This window comes from Congregibacter sp., assembly GCF_045107095.1.
Lineage (GTDB): Bacteria > Pseudomonadota > Gammaproteobacteria > Pseudomonadales > Halieaceae > Congregibacter.
The window spans coordinates 1-20497 of sequence record NZ_JBGCFU010000016.1; the positions used below are offsets into that span (position 1 = coordinate 1).

General features: G+C 55.9%; 16 protein-coding genes. 14 read left to right on the plus strand and 2 right to left on the minus strand.

Features of this window, described 5'->3' with window-relative positions:
* Nucleotides 1-3038 (plus strand): translocation/assembly module TamB domain-containing protein (locus tag AB8B76_RS03535; RefSeq protein ID WP_405270338.1); only part of this gene is annotated, 3038 nt, incomplete at its 5' end.
* A 53-nt stretch (nt 3039-3091) separates the two neighbouring features.
* Nucleotides 3092-4099 carry a metal-dependent hydrolase gene (locus tag AB8B76_RS03540; RefSeq protein ID WP_405270339.1) on the plus strand — a complete coding sequence of 336 codons (1008 nt, stop codon included), beginning with the start codon at nt 3092-3094 and terminating at the stop codon, nt 4097-4099.
* A 25-nt stretch (nt 4100-4124) separates the two neighbouring features.
* Here the strand turns inward: AB8B76_RS03540 and AB8B76_RS03545 are convergent, their stop codons facing one another.
* On the minus strand, nt 4125-5270 hold the full coding sequence (locus AB8B76_RS03545) for a pyridoxal-phosphate-dependent aminotransferase family protein (RefSeq protein WP_405270409.1): 1146 nt from the start codon (nt 5268-5270) through the stop codon (nt 4125-4127).
* Between the two features lie 110 nt (nt 5271-5380).
* On the opposite strand from AB8B76_RS03545, the gene AB8B76_RS03550 reads away from it, so the two are divergent.
* The 6 genes from AB8B76_RS03550 to AB8B76_RS03575 all read left to right on the plus strand — a co-directional run bounded on the left by AB8B76_RS03550 (nt 5381) and on the right by AB8B76_RS03575 (nt 11663).
* Nucleotides 5381-6190, plus strand: coding sequence for a hypothetical protein (locus AB8B76_RS03550; protein ID WP_405270340.1), 810 nt, complete (start codon nt 5381-5383; stop codon nt 6188-6190).
* Nucleotides 6190-7314 (plus strand): hypothetical protein, encoded by a 1125-nt coding sequence (locus AB8B76_RS03555; protein ID WP_405270342.1) that lies wholly within the window; start codon nt 6190-6192, stop codon nt 7312-7314. Before AB8B76_RS03550 ends, AB8B76_RS03555 begins: the two co-directional genes overlap by 1 nt.
* Before the next feature lie 32 nt (nt 7315-7346).
* On the plus strand, nt 7347-8231 hold the full coding sequence (locus AB8B76_RS03560; RefSeq protein ID WP_405270344.1) for a helix-turn-helix domain-containing protein: 885 nt from the start codon (nt 7347-7349) through the stop codon (nt 8229-8231).
* Nucleotides 8221-10419 carry a bifunctional 23S rRNA (guanine(2069)-N(7))-methyltransferase RlmK/23S rRNA (guanine(2445)-N(2))-methyltransferase RlmL gene (gene rlmKL / locus AB8B76_RS03565; RefSeq protein ID WP_405270346.1) on the plus strand — a complete coding sequence of 733 codons (2199 nt, stop codon included), beginning with the start codon at nt 8221-8223 and terminating at the stop codon, nt 10417-10419. Before AB8B76_RS03560 ends, rlmKL begins: the two co-directional genes overlap by 11 nt.
* A gap of 318 nt (nt 10420-10737) precedes the next feature.
* Complete coding sequence (locus tag AB8B76_RS03570; RefSeq protein ID WP_405270348.1) at nt 10738-11124, plus strand: flavodoxin; 387 nt, start codon at nt 10738-10740, stop codon at nt 11122-11124.
* A 38-nt stretch (nt 11125-11162) separates the two neighbouring features.
* Entirely contained in the window at nt 11163-11663 is a 501-nt protein-coding gene (locus tag AB8B76_RS03575; RefSeq protein ID WP_405270350.1) for a PaaI family thioesterase, read from the plus strand.
* 32 nt (nt 11664-11695) lie between these two features.
* Here the strand turns inward: AB8B76_RS03575 and AB8B76_RS03580 are convergent, their stop codons facing one another.
* Nucleotides 11696-12580: a LysR family transcriptional regulator gene (locus AB8B76_RS03580; protein WP_405270352.1), complete on the minus strand. Its 885-nt coding sequence runs from the start codon at nt 12578-12580 to the stop codon at nt 11696-11698.
* Between the two features lie 100 nt (nt 12581-12680).
* Here AB8B76_RS03580 and leuC point away from each other — a divergent pair, with 100 nt between their 5' ends.
* The 6 genes from leuC to truA all read left to right on the plus strand — a co-directional run bounded on the left by leuC (nt 12681) and on the right by truA (nt 20445).
* On the plus strand, nt 12681-14126 hold the full coding sequence (leuC, locus tag AB8B76_RS03585; protein ID WP_405270353.1) for a 3-isopropylmalate dehydratase large subunit: 1446 nt from the start codon (nt 12681-12683) through the stop codon (nt 14124-14126).
* Nucleotides 14123-14776 carry a 3-isopropylmalate dehydratase small subunit gene (gene leuD / locus AB8B76_RS03590; RefSeq protein WP_405270355.1) on the plus strand — a complete coding sequence of 218 codons (654 nt, stop codon included), beginning with the start codon at nt 14123-14125 and terminating at the stop codon, nt 14774-14776. The genes leuC and leuD overlap by 4 nt, the downstream gene beginning before the upstream one ends.
* Nucleotides 14773-15870: a 3-isopropylmalate dehydrogenase gene (leuB, locus tag AB8B76_RS03595; protein WP_405270357.1), complete on the plus strand. Its 1098-nt coding sequence runs from the start codon at nt 14773-14775 to the stop codon at nt 15868-15870. The genes leuD and leuB overlap by 4 nt, the downstream gene beginning before the upstream one ends.
* A gap of 7 nt (nt 15871-15877) precedes the next feature.
* Nucleotides 15878-16906: an aspartate-semialdehyde dehydrogenase gene (locus AB8B76_RS03600; protein ID WP_405270359.1), complete on the plus strand. Its 1029-nt coding sequence runs from the start codon at nt 15878-15880 to the stop codon at nt 16904-16906.
* A gap of 223 nt (nt 16907-17129) precedes the next feature.
* Complete coding sequence (locus AB8B76_RS03605) at nt 17130-19598, plus strand: FimV/HubP family polar landmark protein (protein ID WP_405270361.1); 2469 nt, start codon at nt 17130-17132, stop codon at nt 19596-19598.
* The gene (truA, locus tag AB8B76_RS03610) at nt 19591-20445 is read left to right on the plus strand and encodes a tRNA pseudouridine(38-40) synthase TruA (RefSeq protein WP_405270363.1); all 855 of its coding nucleotides are present in this window, start codon (nt 19591-19593) and stop codon (nt 20443-20445) included. The genes AB8B76_RS03605 and truA overlap by 8 nt, the downstream gene beginning before the upstream one ends.
* Nucleotides 20446-20497 lie beyond the last annotated feature (52 nt).

Below are 20497 nucleotides of genomic sequence, written 5' to 3' on the forward strand. Positions count from 1 at the left end.
TGGAAAACGCCGATCTCCGCGTTAACTGGGCGTGCGTGCTTCGCAGTACCTTGTGCATCCGGGAGGCAGAAGTGGAGACGTTGTCTGTTGATCTTGCTAGCCCAGCCGATGACGACTCGCCTCCTTTGGCGGCCCCTTTGCCCTGGCTTCCGGTGTCCTTGGACATTGAGGTTCTTAGTGTCGATGAGTTGCTCCTAAGTGGCGCTGGCGGGCGTAGCGAGAATGGTGGCACTGAAGAGCCAGGCTTTGCTGAGCGTTTCACCGCCCTTGAGCTGTCTGGGGAACTCGATAGTCAGAGGGCTTTGCTCACACAGCTGTCTGGCGTTCACCGCCTGCTGGGGTGGAACGGCGGCGGCTCCCTGAGCATCGACGGTGCCTGGGAGTTAGTGCTGGACCTTGTTGTCGACACTGCGGAGCTGACGTCATGGCCAGCGGATCTCAGCGATAGCTATGCCCTAAACCTAAGCGGCGACCTGAACTCTCTCGACGGTACCGTTCGCGCCTCCGATGACTCCATGGCACTGGCGGTCGATATTGATCGCGTCTCCTCTCAGTCGGTGGCAGTGCTTGGCTCTCTGGATGGCTTGCTGAACCTCGCACCGCAGTTAGCTGCGTATCCTGCGATCACCATGAGCGGGCCTCTCGCTTTCGAATTGCAGGTCACGGATTCGCACAATCTGAATGTACTTCTCAGGCAGCAGGTATCTGGAATTGCTGACGCGCCCCAATGGCTGAGTGTGGATCTTCAGCAAGTCGCAGAAGTATGGGAGCTGCGAGAGGGCGTTTTTGGAAATCCAGTGGAGCCTATGCTTCAAGTTTCTGGGCTCCTTGGGTCTTTGGCGTCCTTGACGCCGGAACTTCAGATCGAGGTGGATCATCTGCCTGTGCCCCTTGAGCCAGGCCAACCTAAAACGGTTGTTACCGGGGCCGTAAATTTCACTTTTGCCGTTGCGGATATTCTCGGTAGCTACACACTCGCCACCGAGGGGCTTGAGCTGGAGCAGGGCGATGTCCAGTGGTCTTTGGGCGGAAATGTTCGGGCGAGCGAAGTCCCTATGCTACCCACGGGGAAGGTAGCGGGTTCTCGGGATGCTTTAGCTTTTTCTTATCGGCGTTCGGATACTGTGGGAGCACCCGCGATCGTCGATTTACCGGAGGGCCTGCCTGCCGGAGAATTCACGGTATCGGCTCTACAGGCCAGAATAACCCCCGGAGACTCCACGGAGCTTGGGCTGACAGCGGAAGGGGATTTGAGGGGAGACCTGAACCTGGTCGTGGAAAAAACCGCAACCGGAGCCGATTTTAGTCTAGCGCCGTTTGTGGCTTATCTTCGCGACGAAGCCATTCTCTCTAATGAGCTTGTGCAAGGCAGTTGGAACGCTGAAGCTGCTGCGATTGGCGTAGAAAGATTTTGTCTGCAGTGGAGAGTAAATACGGCCTGTGCTGATAGCGTCTCTCTGGGACAAAGCGGCATGCTCGGGCTGGCAGTGCAAATCAATGAAGAACTCCAGGGCGCGGTGTCTCAAAAGCCGTTTTCCCTGCAGGCCAAAGGAGCCGGAACGGTAAACGTTGCTTGGCTGGATGGTGAGCTTGAAGACGCTGCCTTTGATGTGGACTTCGATGTTCTGTCTATCGACCCTTTTCTTTACGATGGAACCGCTACGGCTATTCAGTGGGAGCAAGCTAGAGCCTCTGGTCAAATCAAAGGTGACAACAAGAGTCTGACGCTGGATCTGCGCTCCCAACGCGTTGGCGGGCTCCATCTTGATGTGAACGAATCGGGTAGGGGCCTTGCGGGTACGCTCAAGGCCGATGGATTGGACCTTGCCTCCCTGGACGACCTTCTTCCGGAGTGGACCCTGCGCAGCGGCAATATCGAGGCTGACTTGACCGTCGAAGGCTCGCGGGAAAGTCCCCAGCTGTTTGGCCAAGTTGTTCTTGATGGCGCTGCTGCACGGCACCCAGATATCGATACTGTTCTTTCGGAAGTCCGGCTAGTACTTAATGCTATCGGCGAAGGCTTCACCGTAGACGCTCAAGGTAAGCTCGGCGGAGCGCCGCTGTCGCTAAGCGGTGTTTGCTGCGATGAAGACACTTTAGTCGCGGACCTTGAAGGCGCAAGGAACGAGTTTCGGCTCCCGTCTATGGGGGTTGAGGCAACGGTATCTCCGGATCTCAGTCTTCTACTCACACGAGATAGCGTCACAATCGGCGGGCAGGTCACGGTACACAAAGGGGTCTTTGCACATTCAGGCCCGGCTGATGAAGCTGTTGAGGTGTCCAGCGATTTTCATCGTCTTGATTTGCCTCAGTCACCACCCCGTCGCTTTGAAGTAGCCCTTGATCTTAGAGCGCTCATTGAGCCGGGTTTTACTCTGCGCTCTAAAGAGATCGAAGCGACCTTATCCGGCGATATGAGCGTTAATCTGCAGTCGGACACGCCGCCATCGCTGTACGGTGACTTGCAAGTGCTCGGTGGCGAGCTACGCGCCTACGGACAGGTGCTGCGGTTGACTGAGGGCAGTGTGGGTTTTGTGGGAGACCCGGTAAACCCCGCGTTAAACCTTAGCGCCGAGAGACGCATACGCGCAGAGGACTTGCGGGTGGGGTTTCACGTCCGTGGTAGTTTGGAGGAGCCGGTTTTTGAGATCTTCTCTGACCCCGTTCGTTCAGAACGAGATACCCTGTCGTATCTTTTGAGAGGTCGGGGACCCGATGCGGGAGCGCCTGTGGACGGCACGGCAATGGCGCTATCTTTGGGCGCCTCAGCCATTAACCAATCGGGTGCATTGGAATCGCTAAACTCTATCCCGGGCTTGTCGGGCGTAGCGCTGGGCGCTGAGGGGAGTGATGATGATATGGCAGCGACTATCAGCGCCTATGTGGGCGAGCGTCTTTATCTGAGCTACGGTGTGGGTATTTACGAGCCGGTGAACGCGCTGACCGCCCGTTTATACCTCCGCTCAAGATTGTGGTTGGAAGTGGTGAGCCGGTTGGAAAGCTCTTTCGATCTTTATTATCGATTTGATGTTGAATAAGGAATACCAGTGATCATCGAGTCCCTGTTTAGAGCAGCGTTCGCGAGTGTTTCGTGGATCCCGTAACGCAGGGCACTTTGGGGGCGGCTTTGCCGCAATCGCTGGCCCGCAGTGAGCGTATGGGGCTGGCGATGCTCTGCGGTATTGCCGGAGGTATGGCGCCGGATCTCGATGTGCTGATTCGCTCGGCGGACGACCCATTACTCTTCCTGGAGTACCACCGTCAGTTTACCCACTCTCTAATTTTTATCCCCGTGGGAGCCGCCATCGTTGCCTTGGCTCTGTGGGGCGCTCTGGGACGGCGCCTTGGATGGTCCCTGCGCGACATCTACGTGTTCTCTGGTCTGGGCTATGCCACTCATGCGCTTCTTGATGCCTGTACCAGCTACGGCACCTTGCTGTTTTGGCCTTTTTCCGATCAGCGCTTCGCCTGGAACAACGTGTCTATTATTGATCCCTTGTTGACTCTACCGCTGATCATTCTTGTTGTAGCTTCCCGTGTACGACGTCGGCGCTGGCCAGCGGTGCTGGGTATGTTTTGGGTTGTTGCTTACCTCTCAATGGGTGTGATCGCCAGAGATGCCGCAGAGGACCAGGGGCGACGTCTTGCTGATAGTCGAGGACATGCTCCTGCAGTAGTGGAGGCGAAACCGAGTTTTGCGAATCTATTATTGTGGAAAACGATTTATCAGGAGGCGGGCAGTTACTATGTCGATGCCGTTCGACTGGGCGCTGAGCCGGTGGTGTATACCGGTTCCACTGTTCCTGTTCTTGATCTTACTCGAGACTTTCCCTGGCTTGAGCAGGGCTCGCTACAGGCGCGTGATGTAGACCGTTTCCGCTGGTTTAGCATGGGCTATCTTGCCGCGGACCCGCGTTTTCCCGATCGCATTATGGATGTTCGCTACTCATTACTCCCCAATGAAATTCGATCCCTATGGAGTATTCAGCTGAACCCGGAAGCACAGGACAGTAAGCATGTCGACTACGTGGTGAGTCGTGAGCGCGGCCCCGGTACCTTCCCACGGCTGTGGACGATGATCCGGGGACGCCCGCTTTAGGACGCGCTCTCGAAATTCGGTTGGTTTACATCGACTGGTAAAAGTCTGTCGCTGCCTGCACTGCGGCGCCGCTCTCAAGAGTAAATTTCTCAGCTTTGAGCGCGGTTTCCAAAGCATTGAGACAAAGGATAACGTTTCGCTCACGGCTCGCATGGCCCATAAGACCGATTCTCCAGGTCTTGCCTGCCAGAGCGCCGAGCCCCGCGCCAATCTCCAGGTCGAAGTCGCGCAGCAGCCGACTGCGGACCTGTGCATCGTTAACACCCTCGGGAATGCAAACAGAGTTTAGCTGCGGCAGGCGCCAGGCTTCATCCACAGCCATTTTGAGCCCCATGGCCTCCAACCCGGCCACAAGTGCCCGGTGGTTTTTGCTATGACGGCTGATGGCGTTCGCGAGGCCTTCTTCTTTCAGAATAACCAGGGTCTCGTGGAGGGCATATAAGGCGTTGACCGGCGCAGTGTGGTGGTAAGCGCGTTTGCTGTCTCCACCCCAATAGCCCATGACAAGTTGCATATCCAGGAACCAGCTTTGCACTTTATGGCTCCGAGCTTGAATGCGTTCCACAGCTCGAGGGCTGAATGTCACGGGTGAAATGCCCGGCACGCAGGAAAGACACTTTTGCGAACCGGAGTAGACAGCGTCTGCGCCCCAGTCATCCACTTTGAGCTCGATGCCTCCAAGCGAGGTAACGGTGTCCATTATGACGAGGGTGTCATGCGCGTGACCGAGCTTACACAGAGTGGCGCCATCACTGCGGGTTCCCGTGGAGGTTTCCGCGTGCACAAAAGCCAGCACGGAGGCTTCAGGATGCTTCTTGAGGGCCGCTTCGACTTTTTGAGGGTCTACCGGCTTCCCCCAATCGTCCTCAACCATGATCGCTGTAGCACCGCAGCGCTCAACGTTTTCACGCATGCGACCGCCAAAAACGCCGTTCTGACAAACGATAGCGGTGTCGCCGGGGGATAGAAGGTTCACGAAGCATGCTTCCATGCCAGCCGAACCCGGCGCAGATATGGGGAGTGTGAGTTCGTTACTTGTCTGAAAGGCATACTGAAGCAGCTCTTTGATTTCATCCATCAGCGCAACGAACAGAGGATCCAGATGTCCAATGGTTGGGCGGGCAAGGGACGCGAGCACGCGAGGGGCTACATCTGAGGGGCCAGGGCCCATAAGTGTGCGTTGTGGTGGAAAAAAACTTTGTGTCACTCTGTAACTCCCGATGCTCAAAATGGCGTGCTATTGCTGCGTCTGGGTATTTCCAGCGCGGCGGGAGTATACCTTTGTCAAAGACAGCTGGCACCGTTGCCCTTGTTGATAACGAGTCCCTGTGTCAGCATCCGTTATCTCGCATTGAGCGCGAGTCACTAGCCTTAATACTCCGGATATTCATGTTTCGTCTTACGATGTTTCGCGCCTGCCGCATTATTCTTCTGCAATTTCTGGCGCTGCTCCTTGGCGCAGCTGTCGTCGGCTGTGCGGATCAGCCCGTTGTGCAGGAGGTTGCGTCAGATCCCGTAGATATGTCCGGGAACTGGGAGCTTGACTACGCGCGGAGCGATAATCTTCAGGCACAGTTTAATTCGACCATGCGCGGTCTCCGTGCTCAGGCGGCTCGAAACACCAATGAGCGCGGCCGTAACACTGTGGGCACGCCACCAACATCCTCTCAGGAGAGAGTAGTGGGAATGGCGCGAATGGCCGAAATGATCACCGAATCTCAGTTGCTGGATATCGAACAGAGTCGTGTGGCAATCCGAGTTGAGCGGGAAGGCAATTTTTCCCTGAGTTGCGACTATGGACCAGATGCGCCAGTGCAAGTCGACTACGGTTTGGGTAGCGAACGCTGCTTCTGGGATGGGCAACAACTCGTGTTTCAGATACGTCTTCCTGATGGCCTTGATATCGTGCATCGCTTGTCCGTAGCCGAGTCCGGGCAAACGCTAGCCATTGTCACTAGCCTGTTTTCTCGCGGGGTCTCCGAACCTTTCTCTATCCGTCGGGTCTACCGGCGATTCGTTCCCGGTAGCAACGGTTATCGCTGTACCGAGACCTTAACCCGAGGCCGTGTATGCACCACGGAATCCCAGTAATGATTCGCTCGTGGGTCATTGCGCTTTTGATGCTGCTTTTTTTGCAGGGCTGCAGCAACAATCGAGGTGTGCCAGAAGCGCCGCCGGAGCCTGAGCCCCTGGCGCCGCCAGTGGGAACTGTGCGTTTACAGACGGCGAGTTCGGCCGCCCTACCTCTGGACGTGGGTATCGCGGTGTTCGATCAGGGGCTCGACAATCGCCAGCAAAGTGGACGTGTGTTTCCCACCGTACGCAAAGCGGAATCGCTTTTGATACCGGTAACACTGTCGACCTTTTTGGAGGATAGCGGTGCCTGGGGCGCAGTGCGCGTAGTTCACTCCAGCGACGTGTTCATGCCCATGCTAATCGAAGGTGAAATCCTGAGGGCCGATGGCGAGGTGCTCGAGTTACAGCTTCGGGCGCGTGGGGCCGATGGCAGTTTGCTCCTGGATAAAATTTATCGTGACGAGGCCGTTGACGGCGACTACCCCGTGGCAGCGGGAAGAGAGCCTTTCGGTGACATCTATCGGGCGATAAGCAACGATCTATTGGCAATAGCTGGCACCCTCAACGAAGAGCGAAGGCTGACCCTGCAGCGATTGGCACTTATGCGTTTCGCCGCGGGTTTGTCACCAGCGACTTTCGATCGCTTTGTGGGACGTACAGATGAGGGTAACTACTCCCTGATCAGTTTTCCTGCAGACGGCGATCCCATGCTCCTGAGGCTATCTCGAGTGCGGCGTCAGGATGATTTGTTTATCGACGCTGTGGATGAACAGTACACCGATTTACGGGGCGACGTAGAAGATAGTTATGCCCTATGGAGAGAATACAACTATCAGCTGCAGCGTTTTGGTGACGACTATCGAAGCACCGCGTCGGAGCGGAAATCCAGCGCCCGTCGGGGGTCTTACGCGGCCATGCAGCAGGTATACGCGAGCTATCGAAAAGTGAAGATTCAGGAAGAGGATTTGCGTGAGATCGTGAAGGGTTTTTCTGGCGAGTCACTGGAAACGGTACTCGAGGTCGACGATGGCGTGTTCCGTTTAAGCGGCAGCGTTCAGGATCGATATTCGCAGTGGCGGCAAATACTCACACGCATTAATGCTCTTGAGACTGGAGGCCAGCTTCCACCCGGTCGCTAGGGCCTGCCCGGCACCTGCGTTATGCTCTCACCGTGAAAAACAATCCTAGAGACAAATATTTTCGTGCCGGTGGCGATGATCCTGCCGCGGGAACTGATAGCAGTCGCTCATCCCTTGTCGATACGCTTCTTAAACGAGCTGGAAAGGTAGCCGGCGGCACGCTGGACCTCGCTGTCGACGTAGCGACCATGAGCGCCATGTTTGGAGACTCATGGGTGCGTGACCTGCTTCTCAATGGCGCGTCCCCAGAGCGTTTGGAGGCGATGGCGGAAGCAGGGCGCTTCCTGCGTGATGCTCGTGAAATGGCCGGCCTGACCATTTCCGAACTCTCGGATCGTCTGGATCTGGGTGATGAAGCCGTGCTCGAAGGCGTCGAGCGAGGCGAGTCCATACTGCCTTTGGAGCTGATGCTGCGGACCGCTTCGCTCCTCGCGCGTCATGACCCCGTTCCTTTTCTGATCAAATTTTTGCGCAGTTACAACCCGCAGTTGGAGGCGACCCTTGAGCAGTGGGGAGTCATGGCATTGCCGCGAAACTTCGAGCGGGAGCGTCGCTTTGTTAACCTCTATCGCCAACACGATTTTCTTAGAGATCTAAGCGACGAGGGCTATCAGCGCTTCATCGAGTACATGGATTCTTCTACGCAGTTGGTAGTGGACGTCATGGAGCGGGAAGCAACAGCGAACGCCAGCGAAAGTATGGGGAGTGCAAAAGCTAATAAGACCAAGGCTGCGGCCCCCAAGCAAAAAGCAAAACCTCGCCCTCGAGCTAAAGCTCAAAAAAAGGCGCCCGTCGCGGCTTCGAGCGCCACCCCAGCCAACAAGCCCGTTGGAACGAGATCCAGGGCAAAAACAAAAACTCCGTCCGCAGCAAAACCCGTGGTGCGCAAAGTGAAGCCTCGTAACAGTGATCGCTGATACCCCCCAAGCATGGCTGGCTACTTGCCCCCGTGCGTTGCCGCCGATTTTGGCAAAAGAGCTTGAATCGCTAGGGGCTACGGATCTTCGAGAACAGCAGGCCGGCGTTAGTTTTGTCGGTACGCGGGCCGTTATGTACCGGGCTTGTTTGTGGTCTCGCACGGCTACACGCGTACTGATGCCTGTTGGTGATGGAGCTGCCGGCAATGCGGATGCTCTGTATGAAACGTTGTGTGGTTTGCCTTGGCCTGAGTTATTGAAAGAGGAGCGAAGCGTAGCGGTTACTTTTCATGGCACCAACAGCGAAATTCGAAACACACGTTTTGGCGCGCAGCGAAGCAAGGATGCCATCGTAGATGTGTATCGTGCCGCTAGCCTAACGCCTCCGAAGATCAGCCTGGAAGCCCCTGATCTACAGATCGTCGTTCGCTTACATCGTGACCGGATAGATGTGGCTCTGGATATGGTGGGCGAGAGCCTCCATCGTCGTGGTTACCGCCGTGCGGCCGGGGATGCGCCGCTAAAAGAAAATCTGGCGGCAGCTCTGTTGTTGAGAGCTGACTGGCCGCGTCTTGCGAAAGAAGGTGCGGCTCTTGTGGACCCTATGTGTGGCTCGGCCACACTGCTTCTGGAGGGCGCACAGATAGCCGCGGATCAGGCGCCGGCTCTAGGCAGGTCAAGCTTTGGGTTCATGGCGTGGTCGGGACACGACGATGAGCAATGGCTGGCGATTCAGAGTGAGGCAAGGGGTAGGGCAGAGCGTGGTCTCGCTCAGGGATTGCCGGAGATTCGCGGTTACGATGCCGATCCCAAGGTGATCAGGCGTGCCGAAGAAAACATAAGCGCCGCGGGTCTTGCAAAGTGGGTCCGGGTGAGTGTCAAAGCCCTTGGAGAAGTGCGCAAACCAACGCATATAGCACTCCCTAAGGGTTTGCTTATCACCAATCCACCGTATGGTGAACGGATTGGGCGCAAAGATAGCCTGCCCCAGCTCTATCGGCATCTCGGCGAGCTGCTTAATCGCGAGTTTAAGGGTTGGCAGGCCGCTATCCTCGCAGGTGACCGGGAACATGGGCGCTCATTGGGGCTGCGCAGCCATCGTCAGTACCAGCTGTTCAATGGCCGCCTGCCGGTGACGCTACTGCTTATCGACCTCGAGGGAAACAGACTCACTGATGGGCATGCTGGCACCGCGGATCAGGAAGCTCCAGTGGTAACAGAAGAGAACGCAGATCTGGTCCTTAGTCCTGGCGCAGAAATGTTTGCCAATCGTGTGCGCAAGAATCAGCGCAAATTAGCATCCTGGCTTAAGCGCAGTGGCAACGAATGCTATCGCCTCTATGACGCGGATATTCCGGAATATGCCGTCGCCATTGATCGCTACGGGGAGCATCTGCATGTCGCCGAGTACAAGGCGCCGGTACAAATTAGTGAAGAAGCCGCGGCGCAGCGTCTCGCAGATATCCGCCAGAGCTTGCCGGAGGCTACCGGTACAGCGGCGAACAAGATCGTCTATAAGCAGCGCGAGCGCCAGCGAGGTAAGTCCCAGTATCAGGTACGCGGTGACGCGGGTGAGATGCTCTCGGTGCGTGAGGGGAATGCAAAACTCCTCGTCAATCTCCATGACTATTTGGATACGGGTTTGTTTCTCGATCATCGCCCGCTGCGTTTGCGTATCGCGGCAGAGGCAAAAGGGCTGCGGTTTCTTAACCTTTACTGCTACACGGGCTCGGCGACGATTCATGCCGCGCTTGCGGGCGCGCGCGAAACCGTGAGCGTCGATTTATCAAATAGTTATCTGAGCTGGCTGGGGCAAAATCTGGCGCATAACGGGCTCGCTGAGACCCGAAATCACCTAGAACGCGCTGATGTCATGCAATGGTTGCGCGAGGGTGATGATCTTTTTGACTTAATTTTGCTAGATCCTCCGTCGTTTTCGAACTCTCGAAAGGTGCCCGGTAGTTTTGACGTGCAGCGGGATCACGGTGGCCTTTTGGGTCTTGCGATGAAGCGCCTGGCTCCCACTGGAGTTCTGTATTTTTCCAATAACCGCCGCAAGTTTCGCCTGGATGCAGATGTGAGTGAGCGCTTCGCTGTGAAGGACATAACCAAGCGTACTTTGGATCCCGATTTCCAGCGACATCCGGTGCCACATCAGTGCTGGGAATTCCGTCATGAGACGCCTTGAGAGGCGTTACCCGGCGAGAAAAAATAAAGTTATCCACAGCGCTTGCAAAAAAATCTGACAATGTGATAGCGCCGCATAAATCAATAATTGATGTTATTAGTGTTTTATAAACCATTGAAAAATATAGAAATATAAGAATGCTTTGTTTTAGAAGAAGAAAATCAATATTTGCTTGTGAATAACTCGGATGCTCTTGCATTTTTTTTGCGCACTGCTTTATCCACATCTCGGTGGGGTTTTGAGGAATAAAAATTAGTTGACATGTTGGTGGTTTATCACAGTCAAAGTGGCGCCTCTGCGAAATTGGCTGCGGCGAGTATGGAAGGGGCGTTAGAACACTGCCCCGAGGCACGTTTTTCTCGCTCCGTAGACGTAGGCGCACCGGAAATAGTCGCGAGCACTGGCGTTTTGCTGGTGTGTGCAGAAAATTCGGGTCGCCTTGCTGGTGGCATGAAGGACTTACTCGACAGAACGTTTTATCCCCTGATTGAGCACCGTTGTAGTTTGCCTTACGCGTTGTTGGTTTCCGCGGGTAACGATGGGCGAGGGGCAGTTGCCGAAGCTCAGCGAATCCTCCGTGGCGTTCCTTTTACAGAGGCCCTGGAGCCGCTGATAATCCGTGGCCTGCCGGACCGGGTGGCGCTTCACAAAGCGAGAGAGTTTGGCGCCGGATTTGCAGCGGGCCTGGATATGGGGATTTTTTAATCCGCAGATATTTTTTATGAATACGGGATGGTAGTTGCATGACGATGGATGATCAGGAGAGTACTTCTGCATTAGTACCTGAAGGCTTTGTTCTGGTGCCGGATGGTATGGGCTTTGCCGACAGCCTTCGGCCTTTTTACCGGAGAATTGTCGATAAGGAAGTGAGCTTTGGCATGCTGGTCGAAGAAAAACACCTTAATCCGATGGGCATCGTCCACGGGGGCGCGCTTATGACCCTCGCGGACATAGCAGCAGCGAACAGCATCCGTGTACTGCGAGAGAAGCCGGCGGCGTCACCTACTATCAATCTAAGCTTTGACTTCATGGCACCGGGGCGTTTGGGGCACTGGCTTGAAACTCGCTCAGATCACGTTCAGGCCAAACGTCGATTTGGCTTCTGCAGCGGTGCTATTTTCGATGGTGACAAAGCCATTCTCAGGTACAGCGGAACCTTTTACTGCCCTGATCACGGCGGGCTGGTCGTGACAAACGATAATACTGAGCAAGCTAAGTTTCTCCTGGGAGACGACGCGCCTTAAACGTCGCTAATTTTCCGGCGCTAGACCTGCAGCTACTGCGGGCTTTTCTCTCCGGACTCACGGAGGAGCGTTAGGAATGCGGAGGCGCTACGGGACAGGCTTCTTTCCTGATGACGAACGAGACCCAGAGTTCGGTGAAGCCGCGTGTCGTCTACGCGGAGTGTCCGCAGATCTGGCCCGGCCATGCTCTTGGGAAGTACCGTCCAGCCCAAACCGACTACGGCCATCATCCGCAGTGTTTCCAGGTAGTTGGTGGCCATCCGCAGTTGAAGAGGGGCGCCTGCAGCATCAAAGTGCCCGTGTACGATTTGTCCGGTAAACGTATCTAAACCGGGAAGGACCGCTGGGTATTCCACCAATTCCGCTATGACAACCCGCCGACGGTTAGCGAGCTCGTGCTCTCTCGCAACCATGACCGATAGCTCGTCAGTCCATACCACTTCGCTTTGCAGCTGTGACACGTCGCCGGGCGCGAGGGTGACTACAGCGAGTTCGATGTCTCCCACCCTGAGGCGCTCATAGGCCTGCTCTGAGTCCAGAAACTCTATTGCCAACTGGACAGAGGGGTAAAGGCGCTGAAAAGCGGATAGCACTGGTGGTAAGCGGTGTAAGCCGATGTGATGACTGGTGGCAATGCGCAGAGGACCGGAAACTTCTCCATTGATATCCCGCACAGCCTGCTCCGCCTGGCGCAGGCTTTGCTCCACCTCGGGAATATGGCGCAGCAGCGCTCGACCCGCTTCCGTGAGCTCGATGCGTCGCCCCAGCCGATCGAACAGAGGCGCGTTCAGCTCCGCTTCTAACACCGCAATGCGCTTGCTGACGGCTGGCTGTGTGAGGTGCAACTGTTCTGCAGCGGCAGAGAATGATTCGCCGTGAGCAACGGCGGCGAAGGCGCGGAGATTTGCGATATCCATAAATAACCAAAAGTTATTGACTGTATAAAAATAATAGATTTGAGTTATTTCTAATGCAAGCCTAGGATGGCGGCGTTTTTTCGCAATCGAGCACGCTGCTATGCCGGGTAAAACCTTGTACGACAAACTGTGGGATCTTCATTTGGTGGAAGAGCGCGAGGACGGCTCTGCGCTAATCTACATTGATCGGCATCTCATTCATGAAGTGACTTCGCCTCAGGCTTTTGAGGGTCTACGTCTTGCCGGGCGGCAGCCTTGGCGTCTCGATGCCAACCTGGCGGTGCCTGACCACAACGTGCCGACAGATTCGGCAGAGCGGGCAGGGGGCGTGGCCGGTATTCTCGATTCTACGTCTCGCCTACAGGTGCAAACCCTTGACGACAACTGCGAACATTTCGGCATTGAAGAAATCCCTATTAATGATCGTCGGCAGGGCATCGTTCATGTCGTGGGGCCTGAGATGGGCGCAACCCTCCCGGGTATGACCGTGGTGTGTGGCGACTCCCACACCAGTACGCATGGCGCGCTAGGAGCGCTAGCGCATGGTATCGGCACATCCGAAGTCGAGCACGTTTTAGCTACGCAGTGCCTGATTCAGCAAAAAATGAAGAACCTGCGTATCCGCGTAGACGGAAAGCTTGCCCTGGGTGTGACGGCAAAAGATCTGGCGCTGGCTATCATTGGCGAGATTGGCACGGCGGGAGGTACCGGTTTCGCGATTGAGTTTGCCGGCGAAGCTGTAGAGGCGCTCAGCATGGAAGGGCGCATGACATTGTGCAACATGTCCATCGAGGCCGGTGCGCGAATGGGAATGATCGCGGTGGATGCGGTGACTTTGGATTATGTTCGTGGTCGCCCCATGGCTCCCAATGGCGATGCCTGGGACCTCGCTGTACAAGCCTGGAGCGATCTCCACAGCGATGGGGATGCGATCTTCGATCGGGAGATTCACTTAGATGCGGCGACAGTGGCTCCTCAGGTTACCTGGGGCACGTCTCCGGAGATGGTTGCACCGGTGACTGCCGAAGTACCCGATCCCGCGAACATGGATAGCCCTTCCCAACGAGAGGCAACGGTTCGCGCCTTGAGCTACATGGGTTTGGATGGGGGAGTGCCTATCACCTCAATACCGGCGGACCGTGTGTTCATAGGATCTTGCACCAATTCGCGTATTGAAGATTTGCGTGAAGCAGCTGCTGTTGTTCGAGGAAGACAAAAGGCTGCCTCGGTGAAGCAAGCGATGGTTGTTCCGGGTTCAGGAGAGGTAAAGGCGCAAGCCGAGGCAGAAGGGCTGGATCAGATTTTTCTCGATGCAGGGCTGGAGTGGCGGGAGCCGGGTTGTTCCATGTGCTTGGCAATGAACGCGGACAAGTTAGGTAAAGGCGAGCACTGTGCTTCTACATCCAACAGAAACTTTGAAGGTCGTCAGGGATTTGGGGGCCGCACGCATCTCGTGAGTCCGGGAATGGCTGCCGCGGCGGCAATCGCGGGTCACTTTGTGGATGTTCGTGACTTCACCCAGGGTGAGCAGGGAGCGCAGTTATGAAGGCTTTTACCGTACATGAAGGGCTGGTGGCGCCCATGGATCGGGCCAATGTGGATACCGATCTGATCATCCCTAAGCAGTTTTTGAAGTCGATCAAACGCAGTGGCTTTGGGCCCAACCTGTTCGATGAGTTGCGTTATCTCGACGAAGGAGAGCCCGGGCAGGATTGTAGTCAGCGTCCCTTGAATCCAGACTTTCCGTTGAACTTTCCCCGTTACGCGGGGGCATCGGTACTTTTGGGGCGGGAAAATTTTGGTTGCGGATCCAGTCGCGAACACGCGCCCTGGGCTTTGGAAGACTACGGCTTCCGCTGCGTGATAGCCCCCAGTTTCGCGGATATTTTCTACAACAACTGTTTCAAGAACGGCGTATTACCGGTGGTGCTGCCAGCGGAGCAAGTGGACGAACTGTTTACCGACTTGTACGCCAACGAAGGCTTTAGCGTCACGGTGGATCTTGAAAAGCAGGAGGTACGCCTTAACGGTGATCGTCGGTGGCCTTTCCCGGTCGAGGGTTATCGTCGTCAGTGTTTGCTCGAAGGCCTGGATGACATTGGGGTCACTTTAAAAAGTGAGGATGCTATTCGCAGCTATGAGACGGCTTTACGAGCGCGGTCCCCATGGTTGTTTCGCTCGGGAGTTGGAGCATGAGTCAGAACGTACTACTCCTACCGGGAGATTACATTGGTCAGGAGATCGTACCCGAGGCCGAGAAAGTCCTTGCGAGAATCTGCGAGCTCTACGATCTCGATATCAAGACCGATTCCGCTCTGATCGGTGGCTCTGCTTATGATGCAGAGGGCTATCCTTTGCCAGCGAGCACTCTGGAAAAGGCCAGGGCGGCCGACGCCATTTTGTTGGGCGCCGTTGGTGGCCCAGCTTATGACAACGTAGAGCGGGATCTACGTCCCGAAAAAGGGTTGCTGCGGATTCGCTCCGAACTTGGCTTGTTCGGCAATCTGCGTCCCGCGATCATGTATCCCCAGCTCGTCGATGCATCAAGCCTGAAGCCCGAGTTGGTTGCTGGCCTGGACATTCTCATCGTTCGCGAGCTCACCGGTGGTATTTACTTTGGTCAGCCTCGAGGTATTCGCGAACTTGAAAACGGCGAGCGTGAAGGCTTTAACACCTACGTGTATAGCGAAAGCGAGATTAGACGTATCGCTAAGCTGGCCTTCGAGCTGGCTGGAAAGCGCGGCGGCCGTGTCTGCTCTGTAGATAAGGCTAACGTACTGGAAGCGACGGTATTGTGGCGTGAGGTTGTTACGGAGCTCGCGCAGTCTTACCCGGACATCGAACTGGAACATATGTATGTCGATAACGCTGCTATGCAGTTAGTGCGTGCGCCCAAGCAGTTTGATGTCATTGTGACCGGAAACATGTTTGGCGACATTCTTTCTGACGCCGCAGCAATGCTCACAGGCTCCATCGGTATGCTGCCCTCGGCGTCTCTCAATGAAAGCGGTCAGGGTATCTACGAACCCTGTCATGGTTCCGCGCCGGATATTGCGGGGCAAGGGAAGGCAAATCCGTTAGCGACTATCCTGTCCGTGGCCATGATGCTTCGCTACTCCCTGGGGTGCCCCGCAGCGGCGGACAGTATCGAGGCAGCAGTAGGTCTGGTGCTGGATGAGGGGCTGCGAACGCCGGATATTGCCGGTGCAGGTGAGGAAGTAGTCACAACGAATCAGATGGGAGACGCCGTGGTGGCTGCCCTGTCTAAAGTAACGAAGACGGACGGATAAGAAAGTAATGAGTGAAACCTACGATGTAGCCGTAGTTGGCGCCACCGGTGCGGTGGGAGAAGCCATGATCGAGATACTGGAGCAGCGTGATTTCCCGGTAGGGGAACTGTATCTACTCGCCTCTGAGCGTTCTGCTGGCAAGAGAGTTAACTTTCGCGGGAAGCAGTGCGCTGTAGAGGACCTTGCGAACTTTGATTTCTCGAAAGTCCAAATCGGCTTGTTCTCTGCCGGAGGTAGCATCTCAGAAGAGTATGCCCCCATCGCTGCCGAGGCCGGCTGCGTGGTGATTGATAACACTTCGCACTTCCGTCGAGATGCGGATGTTCCTTTGGTTGTGCCGGAGGTTAACCCGCATGCAGCCGTGGATTTTCATGCCCGCGGTATCATTGCCAATCCTAACTGCTCGACTATTCAAATGTTGGTTGCCCTTAAACCGTTGCACGATGCGGCAGGCATCACGCGTATTAATGTGGCTACCTATCAGGCGGTTTCGGGAACCGGTAAGTCGGCGATTGAGGAGCTTGCAGGCCAGACCGCACGTTTGCTGAACGGTCAGCCCGCAGAAAGTAAGGTGTATCCCCGTCAGATCGCGTTCAACGCATTGCCGCATATTGATACTTTTCAGGAGAACGGCTACACCCGGGAAGAGATGAAGATGGTCTGGGAGACTCAGAAAATCTTTGAAGATGACAGCATTGCGGTAAACCCAACCTGTGTTCGCGTGCCGGTCTTTCACGGGCATTCTGAAGCGGTTCACATCGAAACTCGAGAAAAACTGACTGCCGCGGAAGCGCGAGCACTGCTCGAGTCCGCGCCTGGCGTCACGGTGCTAGATGAGCGAGAGGACGGTGGTTATGCAACGCCTGTCACTGAGGGGGCGGGAAGTGACCCGGTTTTCGTGAGTCGAATTCGCGAGGATATCTCCCACGATCGGGGTTTGAACCTTTGGGTGGTGTCGGACAACCTCCGCAAGGGCGCGGCACTGAACAGCGTTCAAATCGCTGAATTGCTAGTGAGAGAACAACTGCTCAATTGAAGTCCTGGGCCCCTTCGTAGCACTTCTGTGGTGCCTCTTGCACTTGACGCGCCTGCGCGCGCAAGGCTACATTTCTCCAACTTGCAGCATTTTGTAGGTAATTTGACGCAAGCTGTTGTGTAAAAAGCCTTTTCTGTTGTTAAGTAAGTTAAGGTCGAAGAAAGAGCCTGTGACTCGAGCACTTCGGGCATAATGGCAATTCAGGGTGAAAAAAGGCGGGGCGATGGTGACTAAGTCGGTGGTCAGGGCTGCTGTTCGTGCAGCGGTAATCGCGTATGGGGCGGCAGCATCATTGCCGTCTTTGGCGTTGGGTCTTGGTGAAATCGAGATGCAATCCTTCCTCAATGAGCCTCTGCGTGCAGAGGTAGAGCTTCTTGATACACGACAACTCACCATCGATGACATACGTATTCGTCTCGCGGGTGGTGATGATTTTGATCGCCTGGGCGTCGAGCGAAGCTACTTTCTCACCAGTATTAAGTTCGATATTCAGGTTGATGAGCGCAGCGGTCGAGGCGTCATCAAGCTCAGCACAGAAGAAGCGGTTCTAGAGCCATTTATTGACCTCATCATTGAGGCGCGCTGGCCAAACGGGCGACTTCTGCGCGAATACACTGTTCTTGTGGATCCGCCTGCTTTTCGCCAGGACGTGATCACTGTTTCTGCCTCCGAGCGCATCCAGGAAGACACCAATCTGGAAAAGCCCGCGCTGGCACCGGAGTCGCGACCGCGAGCCAGCACGACGGGGTCCAGCACTAGGGGAGACAGCGTGGCCGTTCGGGAGAGCAGCCTCCCAGCGGGAGAAATGCCCCAGCGTGCTTTTTCAGCCGAAACAGCCGATGTGCCGCGCTCGGGCAATCGTTACATGGTTAAGCGTGATGAGACTTTGTGGCAGATCGCGTCTGAGGGTAAGCCGGGTGGAATATCGGTACAGCAGGCCATGTTGGAGATTCAGCGCCTGAATCCTGAAGCATTCATAAATGGCAATATTAATCGCATCAAGGCTGGATACATTATTTATCTGCCCGCTGCGGGTGAAGTAAGCTCTGATGATTTGGCACGTGCATTGGATGAAGTGCGCGACCAAAACCAGGCGTGGAGAGAAGGTCAGGGCGCCCCAGGGGTAACGGCCGCGGCTACACTGCGCGTGTCCGCCGACAGCGCCATTGAGACTAGTCCGCAAAGCGGCGACATGCTTGCTACTGCGGATCCTGGTGGCAGGTCAGCAGGGCAGTCCGCCAGTCAGGAATCTTCGAGTATCGATGCAGTCGCCGACGAAGCCGCAGACATAGCGCCCGCAGGTGAGCCTTCCGGCTCCGCAGAACTGGCTGCACAGTTAGATGCAATGGCATCTCGCCTGGATACCCTCGAGCAGATTGTATCCCTGAAAGACGAACAAATTGCGACCCTTGAGCAGGCGCTTCGCGAAGCCAGGGAGGCTGCAGCCGCAGCTGCCGCAGCACCCACGGCAGCACCAGCGCCTGCTCCTACCGTGACTACTCCGACGCCTGCGCCAGCGACCGCTGCGCCGCAAAATCAGTCGGGCGGTATTCCATGGCTGCCTATTACGGGTGGTCTGTTGGTGCTGGCGGGAGCAGTTGTGTTGTTCCTCCGTCGCCGCGCCAGTGGTGAAAAAGATGAGTCCTCCGGCCTTCGTGCTCAGCCTGAGCAAGTAGAAGAAGGTGATGTCTTTGAAGGTGTTAGTCTCAAGACAGAAACATTCGTTGCTGCCGACTCAGTGGACTCTACTGAAAATGCTGTTGCGACTCCTGAGCTCGACGCGGCGCTGGCTGCCGAGCCAGAGGTCGAGGATGACGACGCTGAAGGTGCGAACTCTCGCGGCGGTAGTCGAGGCTATGGCGAGCGAAAGCATGATGATTACATCGATGAAGGCGCAGCTGGAGACGCGCTTGCGGAAGCTGATATCTACATCGCGTATGGTCGATATCTTCAGGCCATCGAGCTTCTAGAGACAGCGATCAGCAGCGATCCGGGCAACGGTGCCTATCGCGTTAAATTGATCGAGCTCTACGTTGATATGGGCGAAGAAGCGAGTGCTGCTGATCAGTTGGAAGAGCTTCGCAAACATGGAAGCCCTGAAGCGATAGAGAGAGGTGAGGCTCTGGTGGGTGGCGCACCTAGTGCACCGGCTCCCGCTCCAAGTCTTGATCTTGATGCGATGGATGAAGCACCAGCCCTGGATCTTACCGATGGTCTTGAGCTAGAGCCTGAGCTGGAGGCTGACACCACAACAGAGCCCGATCCCCTGGAACTGAGTCTTGAAGACGCGGACTCTGAGAACGCTTTGGCAGCGCCAGCGCCCGAGGAAGAAGCTGATCTGGATTCGATTGAATTTGAACATCTCGAGATTGAAGAAGACGGTCCCGGTGGCGCAGTGGATGATGAGCTCGATCTGGTTGCAGCTGACGAAGAGCTGGATCTTTCCGACGCTCTTGTCTCTATGGATGACGCCAGCGCTGACAGTGCCTCACCGGTCGCCGAAGAGGCCGACACTGAAGAGCTGCTCATTGCTGACGATGCCGACCAGATGGCGACTAAGCTTGATCTTGCGCGAGCCTATCTTGATATGGGCGATAGTGAAGGAGCGCGGGGTATCCTCGAGGAAGTGATCGAGAAGGGCACTGAGGAGCAACAACAGGAATCGCGTGATCTCCTGACGCGCATTGGCTGACCATCAGAGCAGGCCGTTTCCCACCAATACGCTGCCCATAGGGCAGCGTATTGCTTTAAGGGTTGAGTACGACGGCAGTGTGTATAGCGGCTGGCAGTCTCAGCCTCATCTTTCCAACGTCCGAACGGTCCAGGCCGAAGTAGAATCAGCACTCTCGAAGATAGCTGCCGATAATGTGCGAGTATTTTGCGCTGGTCGCACAGATACGGGCGTGCATGCTACGGCGCAATGGTTTCATTTCGATGCGCCTGCTGCTCGGAGCCTCAAGGCCTGGGTTTTTGGTGGAAATGCGCAACTACCGCTGGATATTCGTCTTGCTGGCGCGAAAGCGGTGAGCGAGGATTTTCACGCCCGTCACAGCGCTGTTGCACGCCAATATGATTATCTGATCTCGAATAGCCCCACGCCCTCCGCTTTGTTGGCGAATCGCATTCTCTGGGTGCGCCAGGCTCTCGACGAAGTTTCTATGCAGCGGAGTTTGCAAGCTCTCTTGGGGGAGCAGGATTTCTCAGCTTTCCGTGCGGCATCCTGCCAGTCAACGACGGCCATGCGGTTTATGGAATCGGCTGAAACCTGGCGCCGGGGTGACCTGGTGCAAATACGCGTGGTGGCGAATGCGTTTCTCCATCACATGGTGCGCAACATTGTGGGCTCTACTCTTCTGGTCGGCTTAGGTGAACGAAATGTCGACTGGCTGGGGGACTTGCTAGCGACGAAGGACCGCACCCTGGCGGCAGCCACTGCACCCTCGCATGGCTTGTACCTGACGGGGGTTCGCTATCCCGATACCCTCGAGATACCGGCGACACCTGACCTGCCTTTCTTCCCTTCAGCAACGCAGGAATAAGCCCGCGCTTCTGCTATCATTGCGCGCTTTTCCAAATGCGGTATCAAGGCAC